Here is a 17,675-nt window from a genome sequence, read left to right on the forward strand (position 1 = left end):
GTGATGCTGAGGGGGTCGGGGGTGGGGTCGGTCGGCGTGCCCGTGCCGGGCTGTGCCTGCGGCCGGATGCGTACGGCGTTCGTCGGGTCGGCCACGAAGAGCGCCTCGGCGATGTTGCTGACGCTGGTGGTGGCGTCGGCGGTGACGGCGAGGTCGACCTGGCTGCCGCCGGGCCGGGTGAGGGTGATCTTGATGCGCATGGGTCAGGGCCTGCCGGTGGGAGGTGCGGATGGGGATGCGGCTGCGGGTGCGGCCTCGTCGAGCAGCGCGAGATCGGCTTTGGTGACGAGGCGGGAGAGAACGGCGTACTCCACGAGGCGGGCGCGCCGGTTGGTGGCGAGGGCGCCGACTCCGCCGCGGAGGCCGTCGACTCCCGCGCGATTCAGCTTGTCGCAGACGTTGTCGAGTTTGCGATTGAAGCGGCTGAGCACCCAACCGAGGCGCTCGGCGGCGGCCGCAGACGAGGGAATCTCGCTCGTGCCCGACCCGTCGCGCCGCAGCATGGGCTCGGCCAGTGCCACGATGAGCAGGCGCTGAGACGCAGTGAACGCGATGGCGCCGACCGTGGTCGCCCCACTGCCGTCGGGTGTGGGCGACGAGTCGATGAACGGGGGCGCAGAGGTGTGCACACTGAACTCGTAGCTCGTCGGCCCGGCTGTGAAGACCACGGTGGTGAGCCGGAACACGAGCGGAAGCCGCGCGCCCGGAGCCAGCCACGCCTGCACGGTGCCCGACGAATCGGTGACGGTGGCCGACAGCCGCGACCCCACATTGCGGAGCCACCAGAGGCCCTCGCTGAAGTCGATCTGCAGAAAGTGGCGGTGCAGGTACTGGTTGTCGTCGATGTGCAGGTCGGCGTCGCGGCCGATGTTGAAGGCGGTGGCGGGGTCGAGGGCGAACCATTCGTCGCAGAACTCGATGCTCGCGTCGTTGCCGGCGCTCCCGGAAGGGCCCACCGTCTCTGGGGTGCCGGCGACGCTCACGGTGCGCACGCCGTCACGGGGTCTGACGCATGGCCATCGGTGCGGCGGATGCTCACCTCGACACACACCTGCCCCGATGTCGGTGCGGGCACGGTGACCGTGGGGTCGGGTGTCGAGGCCAGCTTCGGCTCTGCGCCCGGGGTGACGACGCCCCACAGGTAGACGTCTCCGGCTTTGGGAGCCGGGTTCGCCCATGTGAAGACCACCCCACCCGCGCCCGCGGTGCCGGTGAGACCGGTGGCGGGGGAGACGGTTTCGGCGGGAGCGATGTTCACGGGGGCATCCGGTGCCGTGCTGGCCTGGGCAGCTGGGCTTCCGTTACCCGCGTTCACGGCGAAGACGATGCCGAGCACGGCGAGTACGACCACGACGGCCGAGGCGCCGATGATGACGGGGAGGGCGCGCCGTCTCGGGGGTGCGGCCGTGGTTGCGCCGTGCCCGGCGGCGTGCCCGGGGGTGTGGCCGGGGTTCGGAGCGCGGTGCACGGTCTCTTCGACCGCCGGGGCACCGGATGCGGCGTCGTGGGGTGAACCGAAAGGGAGGCGGGGTGCGGGTGAGAGACCAGGTGAGGTGCCGGTGCCGAAGCCCTGCCCGGATGCGGCAGTGGTTGCGGCGCTCGCCGCGGCGCCGGAACGCAGCTGAGTGGCGTCGACGGGTGGAACGGCATGGCCAGCAGGTGCCGCTGACCACCCCTGAGCGGGCGCGGGCGGCGCATGCGAGGGGCTTGGCTGACGGCGGGAGGAGGTGTTGTGGGCCGTCGGGTCGATGGTGACGATGCCGCGAATGCGGGTGTTTCCGTCGTCTTCCTCTTCTGCTGTCTCGGCGGGCAGGGCGTCGTCGAGTACATCGGCGGGGCTGACCGAGAGGCTCAGCTCGAGCTGCACCTTCTGGAGTGCCCGGGCGAACTCGAGGGCCGAGGCGAAGCGGTCGGCGGGGCGTTTCGCCATGGCGACACGCAGAATCTGTTCGAGCGATTCGGGAACGTCGGCGCGGCCGGTGGGCTGCAGTGCGGCCGACTGGATGCGCGCGATGAGGTCGATTCCCGCATTGGCCCCGCCCGGCACCTCGAAGGGTGTGCGGCCGGCCAGCAGTGTGTAGACGGTCGCGCCGAGCGAGTAGATGTCGGCGGGTGAACCCGAGGCCGACACGGCACCGAACACCTCGGGTGGCGACCAGGGAATCGACATGCCGACGGTCTCCTGCTCGGCACCGGCACCCCCGGGCCCGCCACTGCCACCCTGGCCGTCGCCCCCGCCCACGAGTGCCACCGAAATGCCGAAGTCGGTGAGGGCGGGGCGATTGTATTCCGTTGTGAGAATATTCGCTGGTTTGATATCGCGGTGCAGAATCCCGGCGCGATGCGAGGTCTCGACGGCGCCGGCGACCTGCACTCCGATGCGCAGAACCTCGGCCACCCCGATCTTCTCGCGTCGATAGCGGGCGCCGAGGTTCGGGCGCGAGCAGTACTCCATGGCGAGGTAGGGGCGGCCGTCGGCCGAAATGTCGGCCTGGTAGATGGTGACGATCGACGGATGCGTCGACAGTTGTGCCATGAGGTTCGCTTCGGCGTCGAAGCTCTCACGAGCACCATCGGTGAGGGTTTCGGGCAGCAGCACCTTGATGGCGACGCGGCGGCGGGGCATCCGTTGCTCATAGAGAAACACGTCGGCAAAGCCGCCGGAGCCGAGCAGTTCGATGTAGCTGAAGCCCGCAATCTCGGGCGGCAACGAGGGTGGGCGACGTGAACTCACGAGAGGCCCTCAAAGGTGAGGGTGATGCCGTCGCCGATGTCGATGAGGTCGCCGTTCAGCACGAGTACAGGTTCACGCGGGGTGAGGCGGGCGGGCGGAGTGCCGTCGCGGTGCAGCACGGAACCGTTCGTCGTCGCAAGGTCGACAGCGAGCACGTGCCGACCCTCGGTGCGCACCTCGAGGTGGTTGCGCGAGATGTCTTGTTCGGGGCTCGGAACGGTGACGAGCGTCGGCATGCGGTCGGCGTCGACGCGGTTCGCGCGGGGGCGTCGGCCCACGATGAGGGTTCGGTCGAGGGCGAAGATGTCGCCCGTTGAGAGCACTATGCGTCCGGTGCCGGTATCGGTGCCGGATGCCCGGGGGTCTGGGCCCGTTGTGCTCGGTTGCTCACCGTCGGTAGCTGCAGTGGCGTCGGACGCGGCGTCACCCGCGGCGCCCAGTCGGCGCAGGGCGTCGAGCTCGCTGACGGTCACGGTCATGCCGTCGTGGTCGTCGTCGGTGGAGCCTGTCGGCAGTGCTGCTGCTCTTACTGCTGCTGCTTGTGCTGCGGGTGCTTGTGCTGCGGGCGAGGGTGCCCGTGCCGGCGAAGGCGGGGCGGGCGTGCGGTTCGGGGTGACCGAGACCGGGGCGGGAGCGCCGACGGCGGCGAAACCGGGCACACGGTCGATGAGACCCGTGGCGGGCGGGGCTGTCCACTCCGATGGGGGGCGGTTCGCAGGCGGTTCTCCTACCGCAACGGGTTGCGGTGCGGGTTCGGAGGCTCCGTCTTCGTCTTCTTCGTCGTCGATGTCGCGAACGGCCGCGGATTCGACCGACTTGACGACGGTGGCACCCCACAGGTGGTCGTACGCCTCGTCGGGAATATCTGTGCGGGTGTGGCTCAGGTCATCGTCAGGATCCGATGTCTCCTCGATGGCCAGCGCAATTGCTGGCTGAACTCGGGGGGCCGAAGCTGGAGCTGGAGCTGGAGCTGGAGCAGGTGCAGGTGCAGGTGCAGGTGTGGGTTTAGGTAGGGCGGCGGGCGGATCGCTCACGACGCCAGTGAGGGTGATACCCACCGCGTCGGTGAGAACGATGCCGTCGGAGATGGCGAACCAGTCACCGGTGCGGTGTGAGGCGGCGGGGTCTGAAGCGGGAGCACCGACCGAGAGTGTGAGGGCGGTGGCAGAGGAGACGACGCGTTCGCTCCAGGTGGTGATGTCGGCGCCGGAGACATCGAAGGAGCTTGGGGTGCCGCTGGCAGGCTCGGTGGTGCTGACGCTGATGGTGAGGGCGCCGCGCACGGCGAGCCGAACATCCGGAGACCCGCCTGTATCTGCAGCCCCGCCAGTATCTGCAGCCCCGACGGGAACGGCGGTCGGGCCGAACGTGGCGACGGCGAACGGGGGGATGGCAGCGAGGCCGGATCCGAAGGCACCCGAGAGCGATTCGAGCACGGCACCGAAACCGCGGCCGTCGGCCAGAGCGTGCCACACCTGCTCGAGCACGTCAGGAGAGACGCTGGGGGGCAGAAGGGCGACCCCGTGGCGAGTGACGACGGCGCGCCAAGTGCCGGGGAGGTACCGCAGATCGGGCATCAGGTGTTCCTTCCGGCGCCGGCTGCCGCCCGCGGGATGGTGTCTTCGTCGCGGGGCTCGTGACCGTCAGACGTGGTGGGGGCGAGCGGGGGCGGTGGGGCATCCGGAGTCGAGTCGAACGCATCGACGACCACAGCCGTCAGATTGTCGCGGCCGCCGCGCAGCAGGCTCTCGTGAACGAGGCGGGTGGCCGCGGCCTGTGGGTCGGCTTCGGCAAGCAGAATGCGGGTGACTGCGTCGTCGTCGAGTTCGCCCGAGACGCCGTCGGAGCAGATCATGATGCGGTCGCCGGGTTCGACGGGCACGAGCCAGTAGTCGGGGCGCGAGTCGCCGCCGCCGCCGAGGGCCCGGGTGATGATGTTGCGGCCCGGATGCACGGCGGCCGCTGCGCGATCGAGTTCGCCCTCGTCGACGAGCTCTTGAACCACTGAGTGGTCGACGCTGATCTGCTCGAGAACGCCGTCGTTGAGGCGGTAGGTTCGCGAGTCGCCGAGGTTGAAGACGAGCCAGTAGGCGGCGCCTTCGTTCGACGCCAGCGCGACGCCCGAGACGGTGGTGCCGGCGGTGCGCGGGCCGGTGCTGGCGATGGCGAGAATGGCGCTTCGCGCGCGGTCGAAGGCGAGGCGGAGTTCGGTGGGGGTCACCGAGGCGCTGCCCGCGAGTGAGGCGAAGGCGTCGACGGCGAGGGCGCTGGCCACTTCGCCGGCCTGGTGGCCGCCCATGCCGTCGGCGACCAGAAACACGGGAAACTCGGCGAAGAACGCGTCTTCGTTGGTGGCGCGCTGCAGGCCGACGTCGGTGGCGGCGCCCACTCGGGTTGTGAGCGAGTCGAGGGCGAGCGACTCGGGGGCTCGGGATGCACTCACGAGGCCTCCTCCACCTGAAAAGATCGCGTGCCGATGCGAACCGTGTCGCCCGGGCGAACGGTGAGCGGTTCGCCCGAGACGAGCGGCAGGTTTCGGCCGCCCTGCACGAGAACGGTTCCGTTGGTGGAGCCGCGGTCGACGATCCACAGGGTCGGCGCGGTGGCAGAGAACCCGAAGGTGAGGTGCGTCTTCGAGACCGAGGCTGCGTCGCCGGGTACGCGCACGATGAGGGGATCGGCGTTGCGGGGGTCTGTGCTGAGGGGATCGGCGCTGCGGGGATCGGCGCTGGGGGTGGCTTCTGGTGTCGAGGGTGCGGATGCTAGGGCGGCTGGGGCGATCGGGTCGCGACCGAGCACGCCGGGCCGGTCGACGACGAAGAGCTCGCCGCTGTCGAACCGGAATGCGAGGCGGGGGGTGGCCGGCGTGACAGGGACGGCGGGGAGCCCGGCGGTCGAGGCCGCGGCGACCGCAGCTGGCCGGCGCAGGTCGGCCAGGCGGGTGCTGTCGACGTCGAGGTCGTCGAAGGCGTCGACCACAGCTCCGAAGCGAGCGTCGCCCGTCGTTTCGGGCGGCACCGGGGTGGAGGCGAAGGCACCGGGGGCGGGCGGTTGGGCGATTTCGTCGGAACGCGGTGCTGGGGCGAACGCGGCTGCCGGTGGCGGTGGGGCAAAGCCGGGCACGCTCGCGATGAGGGGAGCAGGCGACGGTACCTCTGGCGGCGAGAAGCTCACGGCCGGTTCGGCTTCGGGGGGCAGGGTACTAGCGGGAGCGGGCACGGGAGCGGGCACGGGCAAGAGGCCGGGTGCGGGGCTGGCGGCCGCAGGCGCGAAGGCCGACGGGTCGGTGGCGGGCGGCGCGAGCAGCGGGTTGCGGCCGCGGCGCACGTCGATGACGAAGGTGTGGGCGACGCGGTCGTGCCAGCCGCGGTTGAGTCTCTGGGGATCCCAGAGGGGAGACAGGTAGACGACGAGCTGGCCGATACCGAAGACGAGACTGGCGGCGAAGACGATGATGTCGCGCAGGAGCATCCGGAGCAGCCCGGGAGTCGTGGGGCGGTCGACGCTGACAACCCGGAGGCCGGCGAGGAGTTTGCCGAAGCTGTAGCCCAGAAAAGCCTGCATGAAGAGGCTGGCGAGGGGGTAGAGGTAGGCGCTCAGAATGACCAGCACGAAGGGCAGGCCGGTGATGCTGACGCCGCCCGAGACGCCGCCGCTCGCTGCCGTGCCGCCCGAGGTGCCGCCGCGAAAGCCGCCGCCGACAGCCACGATGATGATGACGAGAAGGGTGATCACCCCGCCGAAGACGCCGTCGAGGGCGAACGCGAGGATGCGCCAGCCGTAGTTGCCGGCCAGAACGCCCGGCTCGCCGCCCTCGCCGGCAACGTCGGTTGTCGGCCACGACGCACCGGCTGCCCCACCCGCTGCCACCGCATCCGCAGGCGCGAGTGGGGAGGCCCCGAGCGCGGTCGCCCGCGTGCGCGACGAGACGGGAGTGCCACAGGCGAGGCAGAACTGCGCGTTGGCGGGCACCGGAGAGCCGCACTGCACGCACGGCTGCGGCCCGGCGGCGGGCGCGACGGGGGGCTGGGCATTCGTCATGACTGCTTCTTTCCGTTCGACTGTGCGGCCCGGCGCCTGGCCCGGAACGACCGCAGCGACAACCGTGCTTTTAGCCGACGCCAGCGACTCTGCGACCCCGTCATGCCTTCGACGATAGCGTCAACTTCGTTCCAGAAGGTCGAGACGTCGGCGGCCGAGGGCTCGCCCGGCCCGAACACTCCGTTGTCGGCGCGCTGGGCGACATCGATCACCGAGACGATCGGATACGTGTCGGCGAGGGCCACGGCGCCCTCCCGCCGGGTGATGCCAGGCGGCAGGAGCGTGCCGAGGTCGCTTGCGCGGTCGACGATCTCGTCCCACCCGCCGCTCAGCCGATCGGCGGCCCGTGCGGCCGTCTCGCGCCGCCGCCGGCGCCGCAGCTTCAGCGCCCCGATGACGACGAGCGGGGCGATCAGGATGAGCAGCAGCAGCAGTCCACCGCCCGCGGCGAAGTACACGTAGGTCGGGATGCCGGCCGCGTCGGGCTGTTGGTCTTGGTCGGAGTTGTCGGTGCGGACATCCGGCGGCAACTGGGCGGGCTCCTGCGGCGGGGGCGGCGGCTGCAGCACCTGCGCCTTGGGGTCTGATTTGGGCTTGGGTGCTTCAGCGGTGGGCACCTGGTCTTTGGGCGGGGTGGGGTCGAACGCGACCCAGCCGCTCGAGGCGAAGTCGACCTCCACCCAGGCGTGCAGGTTGTCGCCCGTGAGGTTCTGGGTGGCGGATGCCCCGGCATAGGTGTCGGGGTAGAACCCCATCACCACGCGGGCAGGCAGCCCGAGCTCACGCACCATCAGGGCCATGGCCACCGAGTACTGTTCGTCGTCGCCGACCATCTGCGCGGCGGCGAGCAGTGCGGCGATGCGCTCTTCGCCGTGGCCGGCGCGGGAAGTCGCTTCGCCTTCGAGGCCGTGGCTGAAGAAACCGCCCTGGCTGAGGCTGGTGGCGATGTTGCGCACCTCGGTGAGTGGGTCGCCGGCGTCGCCGGCGTACTTCGTGGCGAGGGTGCCGATGTCGTCGGGAACACCGGTGACCTTCGGCATCGTCAGTTTCGTGGTCTGCTCGCTCTTCAGCTGGTCGTCGCTTGGTACAACGGGGATGGCGACGTCGGCCGTGTAGGTGTCGCCTTTCTGCAGGGAGTCGGTGGTGAGGGCGACGCCGGTGGCGGCGTTGTAGTGCAACGTGGTGGTGAGGGCTGCGGCACGGGGGCCGGTGAACTGCAGGGATTCGAGGGAGCCGGCGTCGGGCATCCAGACACCGGAGAGATCGCCGATGGTCACGTTCAGTGTGGCGTGGGTGGCGGTACCGGCGGCGGTTCCCGGAACCTCGCCGCTGATGCGTTGGAACGTGCCAGAGGCGGCCGAACCGTCGCCCGCCACGCTGTAGACGATGCCATCGTACGCGTCGAGGGTGGCGAGGCGGATGCGGGCGTTGTCGGGCAGGCCCTCGACCGAGAAGAGCACGTTCGACTTGTCGTCGCGCACGTATTTGCGAAACGACACGAGAGGGCTGGCGTAGTTCTTGACGTCGAGGGGTGGGTCGATCTGGTCGCGGAGAGCGTCGCGGGAGGCAGGGGCGCCGATGGCTCCGCCGGCGACGGCGCCGAAGGCGAGGGCGACCACCAGGAGGCCGGCGCCGCTGGCGAGGCGCACGATGCGAACGCTGCGGGCCGGCCCCGCGCCCGCCTGGTTCTCGGCCGCACGCAGTTCAGCACGGCGCCACGCCCACCAGACCAGCGCGACACCCGCGAACACCAGGCCCTGGATGACCGGGGCCGCCGCATCCCGCGTGCCGAACACGATCGCGGTGACGAACAGCGCGGCAGCCGGAACGAGGGCCCAGGCTGCCCGGCGAACCAGTCGCAGCGCGAAACTGCCCGCCAGAACCGTGGCCACGAGCGTGGTGAGAAAGGGCACGATGAGCACCGCGGGAAAACCGCCCACCGGTATCTGCAGGGTGAGCACGTCTTTCCACGAGAACACGATGCCGAGCGCGAGCTGGCGAACGGTGTCGACGGTGGGAACGATGCCGCCGAGGGTCGACGCGGGCACGGCGAAGGCTCCGCCGAACAGCAGGTAGGCCAGCAGGGTGGCGGCGAGCAGCACGAAGAGGTTGAGGGCGAACCGGGCGCCGAGCACGGCGATGACCAGGCCGAGAACGAGGCCGCCGGCCGCGGCGACGAGGTAGCCGGTGCCGCCGAACGCGGGGCCGAAGCCCACGATGCCGGCCGCGAGGAGGGCCACCATGGCGGCGAGGTCGAGGGCCCAGCGCCAGGCCGGGCGGGTGGCCGTGGCGGGGGCGGCAGCGCGGTTCGCCATCAGCTGTTCACCCGCCGAAGCGCCGCCGGCAGCTCGTCGAGCGCGCCGATGGTGAGCAGCGTGAGGTCGCCGATCATGCGCCGCGACACCGCAGCGCCCGGCCGGCAGCTCACCGCGATGATGCGCACGCCGAGCGGAATGTACACGGTGGCCGCCTGCAGCTGCGTGGCGGTGACCTGCGCTCCGAACATCAGCACCGCGACCGACGCGTCGGGTACCTGCTGGCCGGCGACCTTCGCGAGGTGCACGATGGTGTCGCGGCGTTCGGTCTGCTCGAGGCTCGACAGGTCATCCAGAAGCCGGCGACCTGTTTCGGAGTGCAGAGTGCTGCCCTGAACCATGACCGTGACGTCGCGCTCTTCTTTCAGCGCCTGCAGCCCGAGTGAGCCGCACGACGAGATGGCGAGCTCGAACTCATCGGCGGTGGCGTAGTCGGCGGCATTGGTCGAGAGGGCGAGTGCGAGGTGCGAGCGACGGGTCTCTTCGAACTGCTTCACCATGAGAACGCCGGTGCGGGCCGAGGTCTTCCAGTGGATGTTTCGGCGGTCATCGCCCGGCACGTACTCCCGCAGGGCGTGAAACGAGACGTCGTCGCTCGAGAGCACCCGGCTGGTCTGGCCTTCGAGGTCGCGAATGAAGCCAGCCGAGGTGCCATCGATGCGCACGGTTTGCGGATGCACGAACAACAGTTCTGGCTCGGTCCAGCGAATCTCCCGCCGCAGCAGCCCCAGGGGGTCGCCGCGAACCGATCGCACCGGGCCCACGGTGATGACGGCCCGCTTCGCCGTAGGAATGCCGAACAGATCGTCGTGTTCAGCGCCCGGCACGAGCCGCGGCACCTGGAACGACGCGAACCCGCCGCCCACCGGCAGCTCGACGCGCGACGGCAGCAGCGCCCGCGTCGAAGCATTGCCCACCACAATGCTGCCCACCGCCCGCGTGCCCACAACCACACGGTTCGCGGCGAGGTTGAGCGTCACTGAGTACGCCGACCGGCCCACGATGAAGATCACCGACAGCACCAGAGCGGCCAGCAGGGCCACGCCCAGCACGGTCAGCTCGAGCCAGCCGAACGCGCGGCCCACCACGAGGGCGACGATCGCAGCACCCAGTACGGCCCAGCCGAACCCCGACACGACACCGAGCACGCCGCCGACGACGGGTGAGGCGTGCTGCCAGGCTCCGGATGCCCCGGCCCGCACCCTCGGCACGGCCACCTTCACCACGGTGAGCCTGCCCACGGCCGCGCCACCGGAGCGTGCCCGTACCGCCAACGCCCCGCGCGCGGCGGCGAACCGTGCGGCGCCCGACGCCGCCGCCCCGGTGCGGGCCGTATTCGTGCGCGCCGAAGCTCGATGTGAGCGGGCCGGCGTGGCTCGGTTCCGAGGGGGTCGCGTGTCGGTCATGAGGGGCGTCTCGGGTCAGGTTCGGGTGGTCACGATGGGCAGCGGAGCGCGGGTCTCAGACGGCGACCGACTGGCGGGCCTGCGGCGCGGCAACATCGGCGAGCACGCGGGCGAGCACCTGCTCGGCGGTGGTTCCCGAGAACTCGGCCTCCGGGTCGAGCACGAAGCGGTGCACCCACACGGGAGCCGCCAGCTCTTTGATGTCGTCGGGCAGCACGAAGTTTCGTCCCTGGGCAGCCGCCCAGACTTTGGCCGCGCGAATGAGGGCCATGGCACCGCGAACGGAGACGCCGACGCGGCTTTCGGGGGCATCCCGTGTCGCTTCGGCGAGCTGAGCGGTGTACCTCAGCACGGCGCTGTCGACGTGCACGGTGGCGGCGAGGTCGGCCATGTCGGCCACGGCGGCGGTGGTGATGACGGGGCTGAGCTTCGCCGACGAGTCGCGAATCGAAGCACCCGCCAGAATCAGTTCGGCCGAGGCGAGGTCGGGGTACCCGATGGAGGTTTTGATCAGAAAGCGGTCGAGCTGGGCCTCGGGCAACCGGTAGGTGCCGGCCTGCTCGATGGGGTTCTGGGTGGCGATGACCAGGAACGGCCGGCCGACGTCGTGCGTGACGCCGTCGACGGTGATCTTCGACTCCTCCATGACCTCGAGCAGCGCCGACTGGGTCTTCGGCGACGCGCGGTTGATCTCGTCGGCGAGCACGATCGAGGCGAACACCGGGCCCTTGTGAAACTCGAACAGGTGCGAGTTCTGGTCGTAGATGGTGACACCGGTCACGTCGGAGGGCAGCAGGTCGGGGGTGAACTGGATGCGCTGGTGCGAACCCTGCACGGTGGCCGCGATGGCGCGGGCAAGCGACGTCTTGCCGGTTCCCGGCGCGTCTTCGAGCAGCACGTGGCCTTCGGCGATCATGGCCATGATCGTGAGACGAATCACGTGCGGCTTGCCCAGCACGGCCTGGCCGACGTTCTGCACGAGACGGTCGAAGGTGCCGGCGAACCAGGTCGCCTGCTCGGGGGTCATTGTCACAGGGCTGCTCTTCTCTCGGTCAGATGTGGGGGTTCTGGATGCACGTGCCGGGTCATCGCGACACCGTCGGTGTCACGCCGCCACAGTTGATGTAATTCGCCTGAACTTCAAGCTCGTAGCCGGTGCCCTGGCGGTCGTCGGTGTACCAGCCGGGTGTCCTGGTTCCGTCGGGCGCCGACACCGAGGTGGTCTTGATGCCATCGGAGCGTGAGTTCCAGGTACAGGTCACTGAGCTGCCGTCGAAGTTGTGCACGGTGATCTTGATGTACGTGCAGTTGACGATTCCCTTGACGTTGCAGGCGCCGCCGGGAGAGATGGTGGCAGTAGGCGTGGGTTTGCTCTCAGACGTCGCCGATGATGAGCTCTCTCCACTCACGGCACCGGTGACGTCGACCGTGCGGGCGGTGATGCTGTGAGTGTCGCTGTAGCCGGCTGGAATGGTACGGCTGCCACCGGCTGTGCCCACGTTCTCCCAGCCGCCCGAGTCGATCTTGATCTCGATGTGGTAGTCGCGGCCGTTGCGGGCGACCGACGACCAGTTGACGGTGACGCTCTGGTTGCCAGGTGAGGCGCTGGTGCTGGGCTTGTTCGGGGCGCCGTAGGGCGAGACCGAGTTCGAGGCAGTGCTCGCGGCACCGTTGTAGGTCTCGCCGTCGAGCTGGGTGACGGCCCGAACGCGCACGGTGTAGTCATTGTTGTTCGAGACGCCGCTCGTGATGACCTTGTTGCCGGGCATGCTGTTCCAGCCACCGTTGTTGAGGCTGTACTGGTAGGCGAGCTCGCTGGCTTTCGCGCCGTTGCCGGCGGCGGGCGAGTACGACACCGTGAGCTGGTTGTCGCCGGCGGTGGCGCTCACGTTGCCGGGTGCACCGGGGGCCACGAAGGCGCGGCGGGGCGCCGAGGGGCCGGAGGGGTTGCCGGTGCCGGCCTTGTTGGCCGCGGTGACGATGAAGGTGTAGTCGCTCTCTGAGGTGGCGACTTCGATGGCCTGCGACGTAGCGGTGCCCTCGGGGAGGGTGTTGACCACGGATCCTCCGAGCAGAACCTGCAGCGTGTACGCCGAGACCGCGTCACCGTTGTTGGCCGGGGCAACCCAGTTCACCTGCAACTGGGCCTTGTCTCCCACGGGCTCGAGACGGGTCGTGGTGGGTGCGGCCGGGGCATCCGGTTTGCCCGCCGGAATGACGGTGGCCGAGTACGGGCTGAAATCGCTCGGGTCGGGGGCACGGTTCACGGCTTGAATGCGCACCTGGTAGGCCACGCCGTTCTCGAGACCGTTCCACACCGTGCTGTTGCCGGTGACGCCGGTCTTCTGCAGGGTTCCCGCAGCGGGGGCTGGCGAGATCTCGAGGTTGTACGAGGTGACGGGTGAGCCCGTGGTGGGCGGGGTGACCCAGTTCACGGTGACGCTCTTGTCGCCGAACACGAGGGTGGGTGCGGCGGGGGCGCTCGGGCGGGCATCCGGTCGGGCGATGCCGGAGGAGGGCGAAGCGTCTGAGGTGCCGACGGCGTTCGTGGCGGTGACGCTGAACGTGTATTCGACGTTGTTCGTGAGGCCGTCGAGCGTGCAGGTTGTCGACTGGCACTGCTTGCTGTAGCCCTGCGGGCTCTTCACGGTGTAGCCGGTGATCGAGGAGCCGTTGTCACTCGGCGAAACCCACGAGAGCACGACGGTCTTGTCTTGAATCGAGGTGACGCTCGGAGTCGTGGGGGTGTCGGGGCGACCCTGAACGGTGAGGCGAATGCGGCCGTCGGCGACCCGCAGCGGGTCGTTCGTGGCGTCGGTGATGCGGTAGCGCACCACCATCGTGCCGACGAAGTCGCTCGCGGGCGTCACGTCGACTTGGCTGCCGTTCACGCTGGCGGTGCCGTTGCCCGTCTCGACGACGGCATCGAGAATCTTCAGCGGAGTCTCGGGGTAGGGGTTGTAGTCGTTGTCGAGCACGCTCACCGAGCGGGTCTTGCCCTGGTCGGCCTGCGGGATGGTGTCGTCGACCGCCGACGGCATCGGCCGGATGGAGGTGAGTACGTTGACCGTGATCGCGCCGGTGCCGGGCGCACTCTGGCCGTCGGTCACCTGAATCTGAAAGGTGCTCTGCCCCTTGGCCGCGGAGCCGGAAGCCGACACGCTGAGTGTCTGGCCGTCGATCGAGGCGGTGATGCCGGGGTTCGGCGAGCCCACGACCGAGTAGCTGAGCTTCTCGAGGTCGCCCTGGTCGGGGTCGCGGGAGAGCGTGCGGAGGTTCAGCTTGTCGGCATCTCCGCCCGGCGCGACGTTGACACTGCCGCCGAGGAACGTGGGCGAGATGTTCGTGGTCGAGACAACGGTGATGGGAATGACCAGCACGGCCTTCTTGCCGAGCGGGTCGTCGGGCCCGGTGCCGTCGGTGACCTCGAAGCTCAGCGCATCGGGCCCGTAGTAGCCGGCCTGCGAGGTGTAGGTGAGAGTGGTCTCGTCGGTGACGAGCGATGAGCCGTTGCCGTGCGCCACACTCACCTTGCCGGCCTCGGTGATACGTGCGGTCTTGCCGCTGTTCACGAGCACGTACTGCGACAGTGGCACGCTGATGGTCTCGCCGCTGTTGACCGTGATCGGCTTGACGCCGGGCTTCAGGGTGGGGTGCAGGTCGGCCAGCCCCGGTACGAAGATGAATGCCGAGGCTTTCAGACCGTCGGGGTCGGTGACCGTGTAGGTCACGATCTGGGCGTCACCGGTGAGGGTGACCGTCACTTGGTTGTCGGCCGTGATGCTGGCGTTGGGGTTGTCTGAACTCACGGTGAGGTCGTCGACCGTGCCGTCAGGGTCGTCGTCGTTCTCCCGCACGGGAACCGTGGTTGTCGCCTTGCCGATGACGTCGGCCGCTACCACCACGTCGTCGCGGGCGATGGGCGCCACGAGCACCGCGTTCGGGTCGACGGTGACCAGCAGCGGCCCCACGGCGGTGGCGCCGTACTGGTCGACGACGGTGTACTGCACGGTGTACTGGCCGGGGGTCTGCGGGGCCGTCACTTCGACGCGCCCGCGCTTGACCACGGCCGTCACTCCGTCGGGCACCTGCAGGCCGTTGTCGCGGAGCAGAATCGGGTCACCGTCGGGGTCGGAGTCGTTTGCGAGAACATCCACCGCCACTGTTCGCCCCGGGCGCACGCTCACGGCGTCGGGCACGGCGTACGGGCTCTGGTTGGCGCTCGCCGAGGGCACGATACCCACCTGTACGGTGGCGGTCGCTTCGGCGCCGAGTCGGTCGCGCACCACATAGGTGAAGGTGTCGGTGCCGGTCGACGTGGGGTACGCCTCATACTCGAGCCATGATTCGCCCACGCTCGTGATGCGACCCTTCGCGGGCGCGGTGCCCTGCCCGATGAGCGACACCGAGTCGCCGTCGGGGTCGATTCCGTCGAGCGGAATCGGGATGCGCACGGTGGTGCCCTGCAGTGCGCGCACGGTGACGTCGCGCGGCCGGGGCGGGGAGTTGGCGCCGGCGTCGTTGCCGATGATCTGAATGGTCACATACCCGGCAGCGCGCTGGCCCTGGCTGTCGACCACCTCGTAGGTCGTGTAGACGGTCTTCGCCACCGGGCCGGCCTTGAACCGCAGGGTGTCTTGCGCCACGAACATGTCGCCGTCGGCTGGTGCGATGAGCGGCTGCACGAGCGTGGGCGAGAGCGAGATGGTGTCGCCGTTCGGGCTGTAGTCGTTGTCGAGCACGTGGATCGTCGCCACGTCTCCCGCGCGCACCGTCACCGTGTCGTTGACCGCGACCGGCGGCAGCAGTTTCGCGGGCGCCGGAATCGGTATCACGAACACCTCGCCCACCGCCGATTTTGTGCCATTCGTCACCGTGTAGTGAATCGTCGTGGGCGACGTGATGCCCGGCGAGTCGGTGATGCGCAGCGTCTCGTGCTCGAGCACCTCGACGGCCACGCCCGAGTCGGCCGGGTTGTCGATCGACTGCACGGCCAGAATGCCGCCGGCCGGGTCGAAGTCGTTCGCGAGCACATTCACGAGCACGCTGTGGCCCTTGGTGAGCAGGGCGGTGTCTCGCACGGCAATGGGTGGGTCGTCTGCGTTGACGCTGGCGAGAACATCCACTCGCACCAGGCCCGAAGCCGTCTTGGGGCCGTCGGTGACGAGGTACTGCACGTAGTAGGTGCCCGGGTTCGGGGTGATGAAGGTGAAGGTGCCCGTGGTGTAGTCCGGCACCACGGTGGCTCCGGTGACCTCGTTGATCTTCGCGAGACGCAGCTGCGCGCCGCTCGGGCTGAGGTCGTTGGCGAGCGGCGAGGCGGTGACCTGCTGGTTCGGGCGGGTGATGTAGTGGTCGGCGTTGGTGACGGGGGCGAGGGTTCCGGATGCCCGAACCTCGAAGTGAATCGTGCCCTCGGTGTCGAGTGTTCCGTCGCTCACAACGACTTTCACGTCTTTGCGGCCCGGGTCAGCGTCGAGCGCTGTGAATGTGATTTGTCCGTCGGCGCGGAACTGAACCTGGTTCGCGCCGTCGGCGGTGGCCGAGCGCACGAACAGGTCGTCGCCGTCGGGGTCGATCCAGTCGGGCAGCACGTTGTACGAGACGGTCGAGTTCTGCTCCACGGGAATGGTGGCGACGCGCTTCTCGACCGGTGCCTCGTTCGTGCCCGGCGCCTTCACCGTGAGCGAGACGGTTGCCGTGGCCTTCCCGCCCCGCCCGTCGTCGACGCTGTACGAGAAAGTTCCCGTGCCCGTCGCGTCGGCCGGCACGGCGATCTGCAGGGCTGCGCCGCCGAGAATACTCTGCACTGTGCCGAGCGGGGGTTCGGCGCCGTTCAGGGTGGCCGTGAGCACGTCGCCGTCGGGGTCGGAGTCATTGTCGAGCACGGGCAGCACCGTGGTGCGGCCCGCCCGAACGCCGAACTTGTCGTCGACGGCAATGGGCGGACTGTTCTGATCGGTGCGGTTCGGCAGAATCTGCTGAAGCTCTTCTTCTGTGGTGTTGTCTTCTTCGTTGGTCTGGGTCTGGTCGGGTGGGGGCACCACGTCGTCCCAGTTCTCGACCTTCTTCATGTTCTGGTTCACGAGCCATACGGCGCCGCTCGTGAGGTCGTTGATCACCACGACGTCACGGTTGACCCGAAACACGAGGTCGGCGTTGTCGGGCAGGCCGTCGATGGTGCTCGACACATCGTTGGCGGTGCCGGCGCAGTCGCGTACATACGTCGAGGCGCCCGCCCAGGCGCCGTAAGCGCAACCGCTGAGAAACACGGGTGGGGCCGGCTTGCCGGGTTTGCCCGACGAGGTGCTGGTCGCCGTGCTGCCGTCGAGGGGCTGGCTGATCAGCTGGGTGGTGGTGGCGATGAGGGCCGACGAGGAATCCGGGCCGTTCTGCTGAAGGATGCCGCCCTTCGAGTCGGCGACGCTCACCTGCTTGCCGCCCGGGAGGTAGAGCACGCCATTGACGCTGTCGAACACCACCGCGCGGGTGCCCACGGTGGCGAGCGAGAGCTGTGCATCATCCGGAACCGTGCCGAGCGCAGCCGTCACAGGGTCGCCCGCGGTGCCCTGGTCGTCGACCGGGATGCTCACCAGCTGCTTGTCGGCCAGCGAGAGGCCGTGAATCGTGCCGGTGTCATCGACCGTGGCCGAGGCTCCGGCGCCGAGCTTGTAGAGAGGAGTGTCGGGGTTGGCCGTGAAGTTCGCGACCGCGGCGGCGGTACTCGAGAACAGCAGCCCGGTCGAGGCATCGAGCACTGAAACGGTGTTGGCGCCCAGCGAGACCTCTGCCTGGGCCGGGATGGCGACCGGGTTGCCCACCGAGACGGTGGCCGGGTCGACCACACTGAGGGTCGACGACGACGGGTCGACGGCGATGACGGTCTCGCCGTTCTGCAGAATGTCGAAGGTGCCGCTGGTCATGCGCAGGCCCCCGTCGAGCACCTGCGAGGGGTAGTTGAGGTGGCCGAGCAGCAGGCCGCTGGGCTTGGTGACCCACACGCCACCATCGTTGAGTTGCACGTTCGCGGTGGTGATGCCCTGGTAGAAGAGGGCCATGGTCGTGACGGCGAGCGAAACCACCGAAACGGTCGCCACAGATGCGACCGTCGCCTTTCGGCGACGCATGGCCTCGAAGAGCCTCACGTTGTTTTATCCCCATCGTCGACTGACAGTCGGG

At 69.2% G+C, this 17,675-nt stretch carries 10 protein-coding genes; all 10 read right to left on the bottom strand.

The window, feature by feature from the left end:
* Positions 1–200: hypothetical protein (locus D4765_RS14115; RefSeq protein WP_136642943.1), on the bottom strand; the 200-nt coding region annotated here is incomplete at its 3' end.
* Positions 201–203: 3 nt separating this feature from the next.
* The gene (locus tag D4765_RS14120) at positions 204–983 is read right to left on the bottom strand and encodes an FHA domain-containing protein (protein WP_237280454.1); all 780 of its coding nucleotides are present in this window, start codon (positions 981–983) and stop codon (positions 204–206) included.
* Positions 980–2,734: a serine/threonine-protein kinase gene (locus tag D4765_RS14125; RefSeq protein ID WP_136642944.1), complete on the bottom strand. Its 1,755-nt coding sequence runs from the start codon at positions 2,732–2,734 to the stop codon at positions 980–982. The genes D4765_RS14120 and D4765_RS14125 overlap by 4 nt, the downstream gene beginning before the upstream one ends.
* Entirely contained in the window at positions 2,731–4,311 is a 1,581-nt protein-coding gene (locus D4765_RS14130; protein WP_136642945.1) for an FHA domain-containing protein, read from the bottom strand. Before D4765_RS14130 ends, D4765_RS14125 begins: the two co-directional genes overlap by 4 nt.
* The gene (locus tag D4765_RS14135) at positions 4,311–5,177 is read right to left on the bottom strand and encodes a PP2C family protein-serine/threonine phosphatase (protein ID WP_136642946.1); all 867 of its coding nucleotides are present in this window, start codon (positions 5,175–5,177) and stop codon (positions 4,311–4,313) included. The genes D4765_RS14130 and D4765_RS14135 overlap by 1 nt, the downstream gene beginning before the upstream one ends.
* The gene (locus D4765_RS14140; RefSeq protein ID WP_136642947.1) at positions 5,174–6,775 is read right to left on the bottom strand and encodes an RDD family protein; all 1,602 of its coding nucleotides are present in this window, start codon (positions 6,773–6,775) and stop codon (positions 5,174–5,176) included. The genes D4765_RS14135 and D4765_RS14140 overlap by 4 nt, the downstream gene beginning before the upstream one ends.
* A complete protein-coding gene (locus tag D4765_RS14145; RefSeq protein ID WP_136642948.1) occupies positions 6,772–9,090 on the bottom strand; it encodes a transglutaminase-like domain-containing protein in 2,319 nt (772 codons plus the stop codon). Before D4765_RS14145 ends, D4765_RS14140 begins: the two co-directional genes overlap by 4 nt.
* Complete coding sequence (locus D4765_RS14150; RefSeq protein ID WP_136642949.1) at positions 9,090–10,496, bottom strand: DUF58 domain-containing protein; 1,407 nt, start codon at positions 10,494–10,496, stop codon at positions 9,090–9,092. The genes D4765_RS14145 and D4765_RS14150 overlap by 1 nt, the downstream gene beginning before the upstream one ends.
* Positions 10,497–10,551: 55 nt before the next feature.
* Positions 10,552–11,529, bottom strand: coding sequence for an AAA family ATPase (locus tag D4765_RS14155; protein ID WP_136642950.1), 978 nt, complete (start codon positions 11,527–11,529; stop codon positions 10,552–10,554).
* A gap of 52 nt (positions 11,530–11,581) precedes the next feature.
* Complete coding sequence (locus D4765_RS14160; RefSeq protein WP_136642951.1) at positions 11,582–17,641, bottom strand: Ig-like domain-containing protein; 6,060 nt, start codon at positions 17,639–17,641, stop codon at positions 11,582–11,584.
* Positions 17,642–17,675: the final 34 nt, after the last annotated feature.

It is taken from the genome of Subtercola vilae, from assembly GCF_004923255.1.
In the GTDB taxonomy this organism is placed as follows: domain Bacteria; phylum Actinomycetota; class Actinomycetes; order Actinomycetales; family Microbacteriaceae; genus Subtercola; species Subtercola vilae.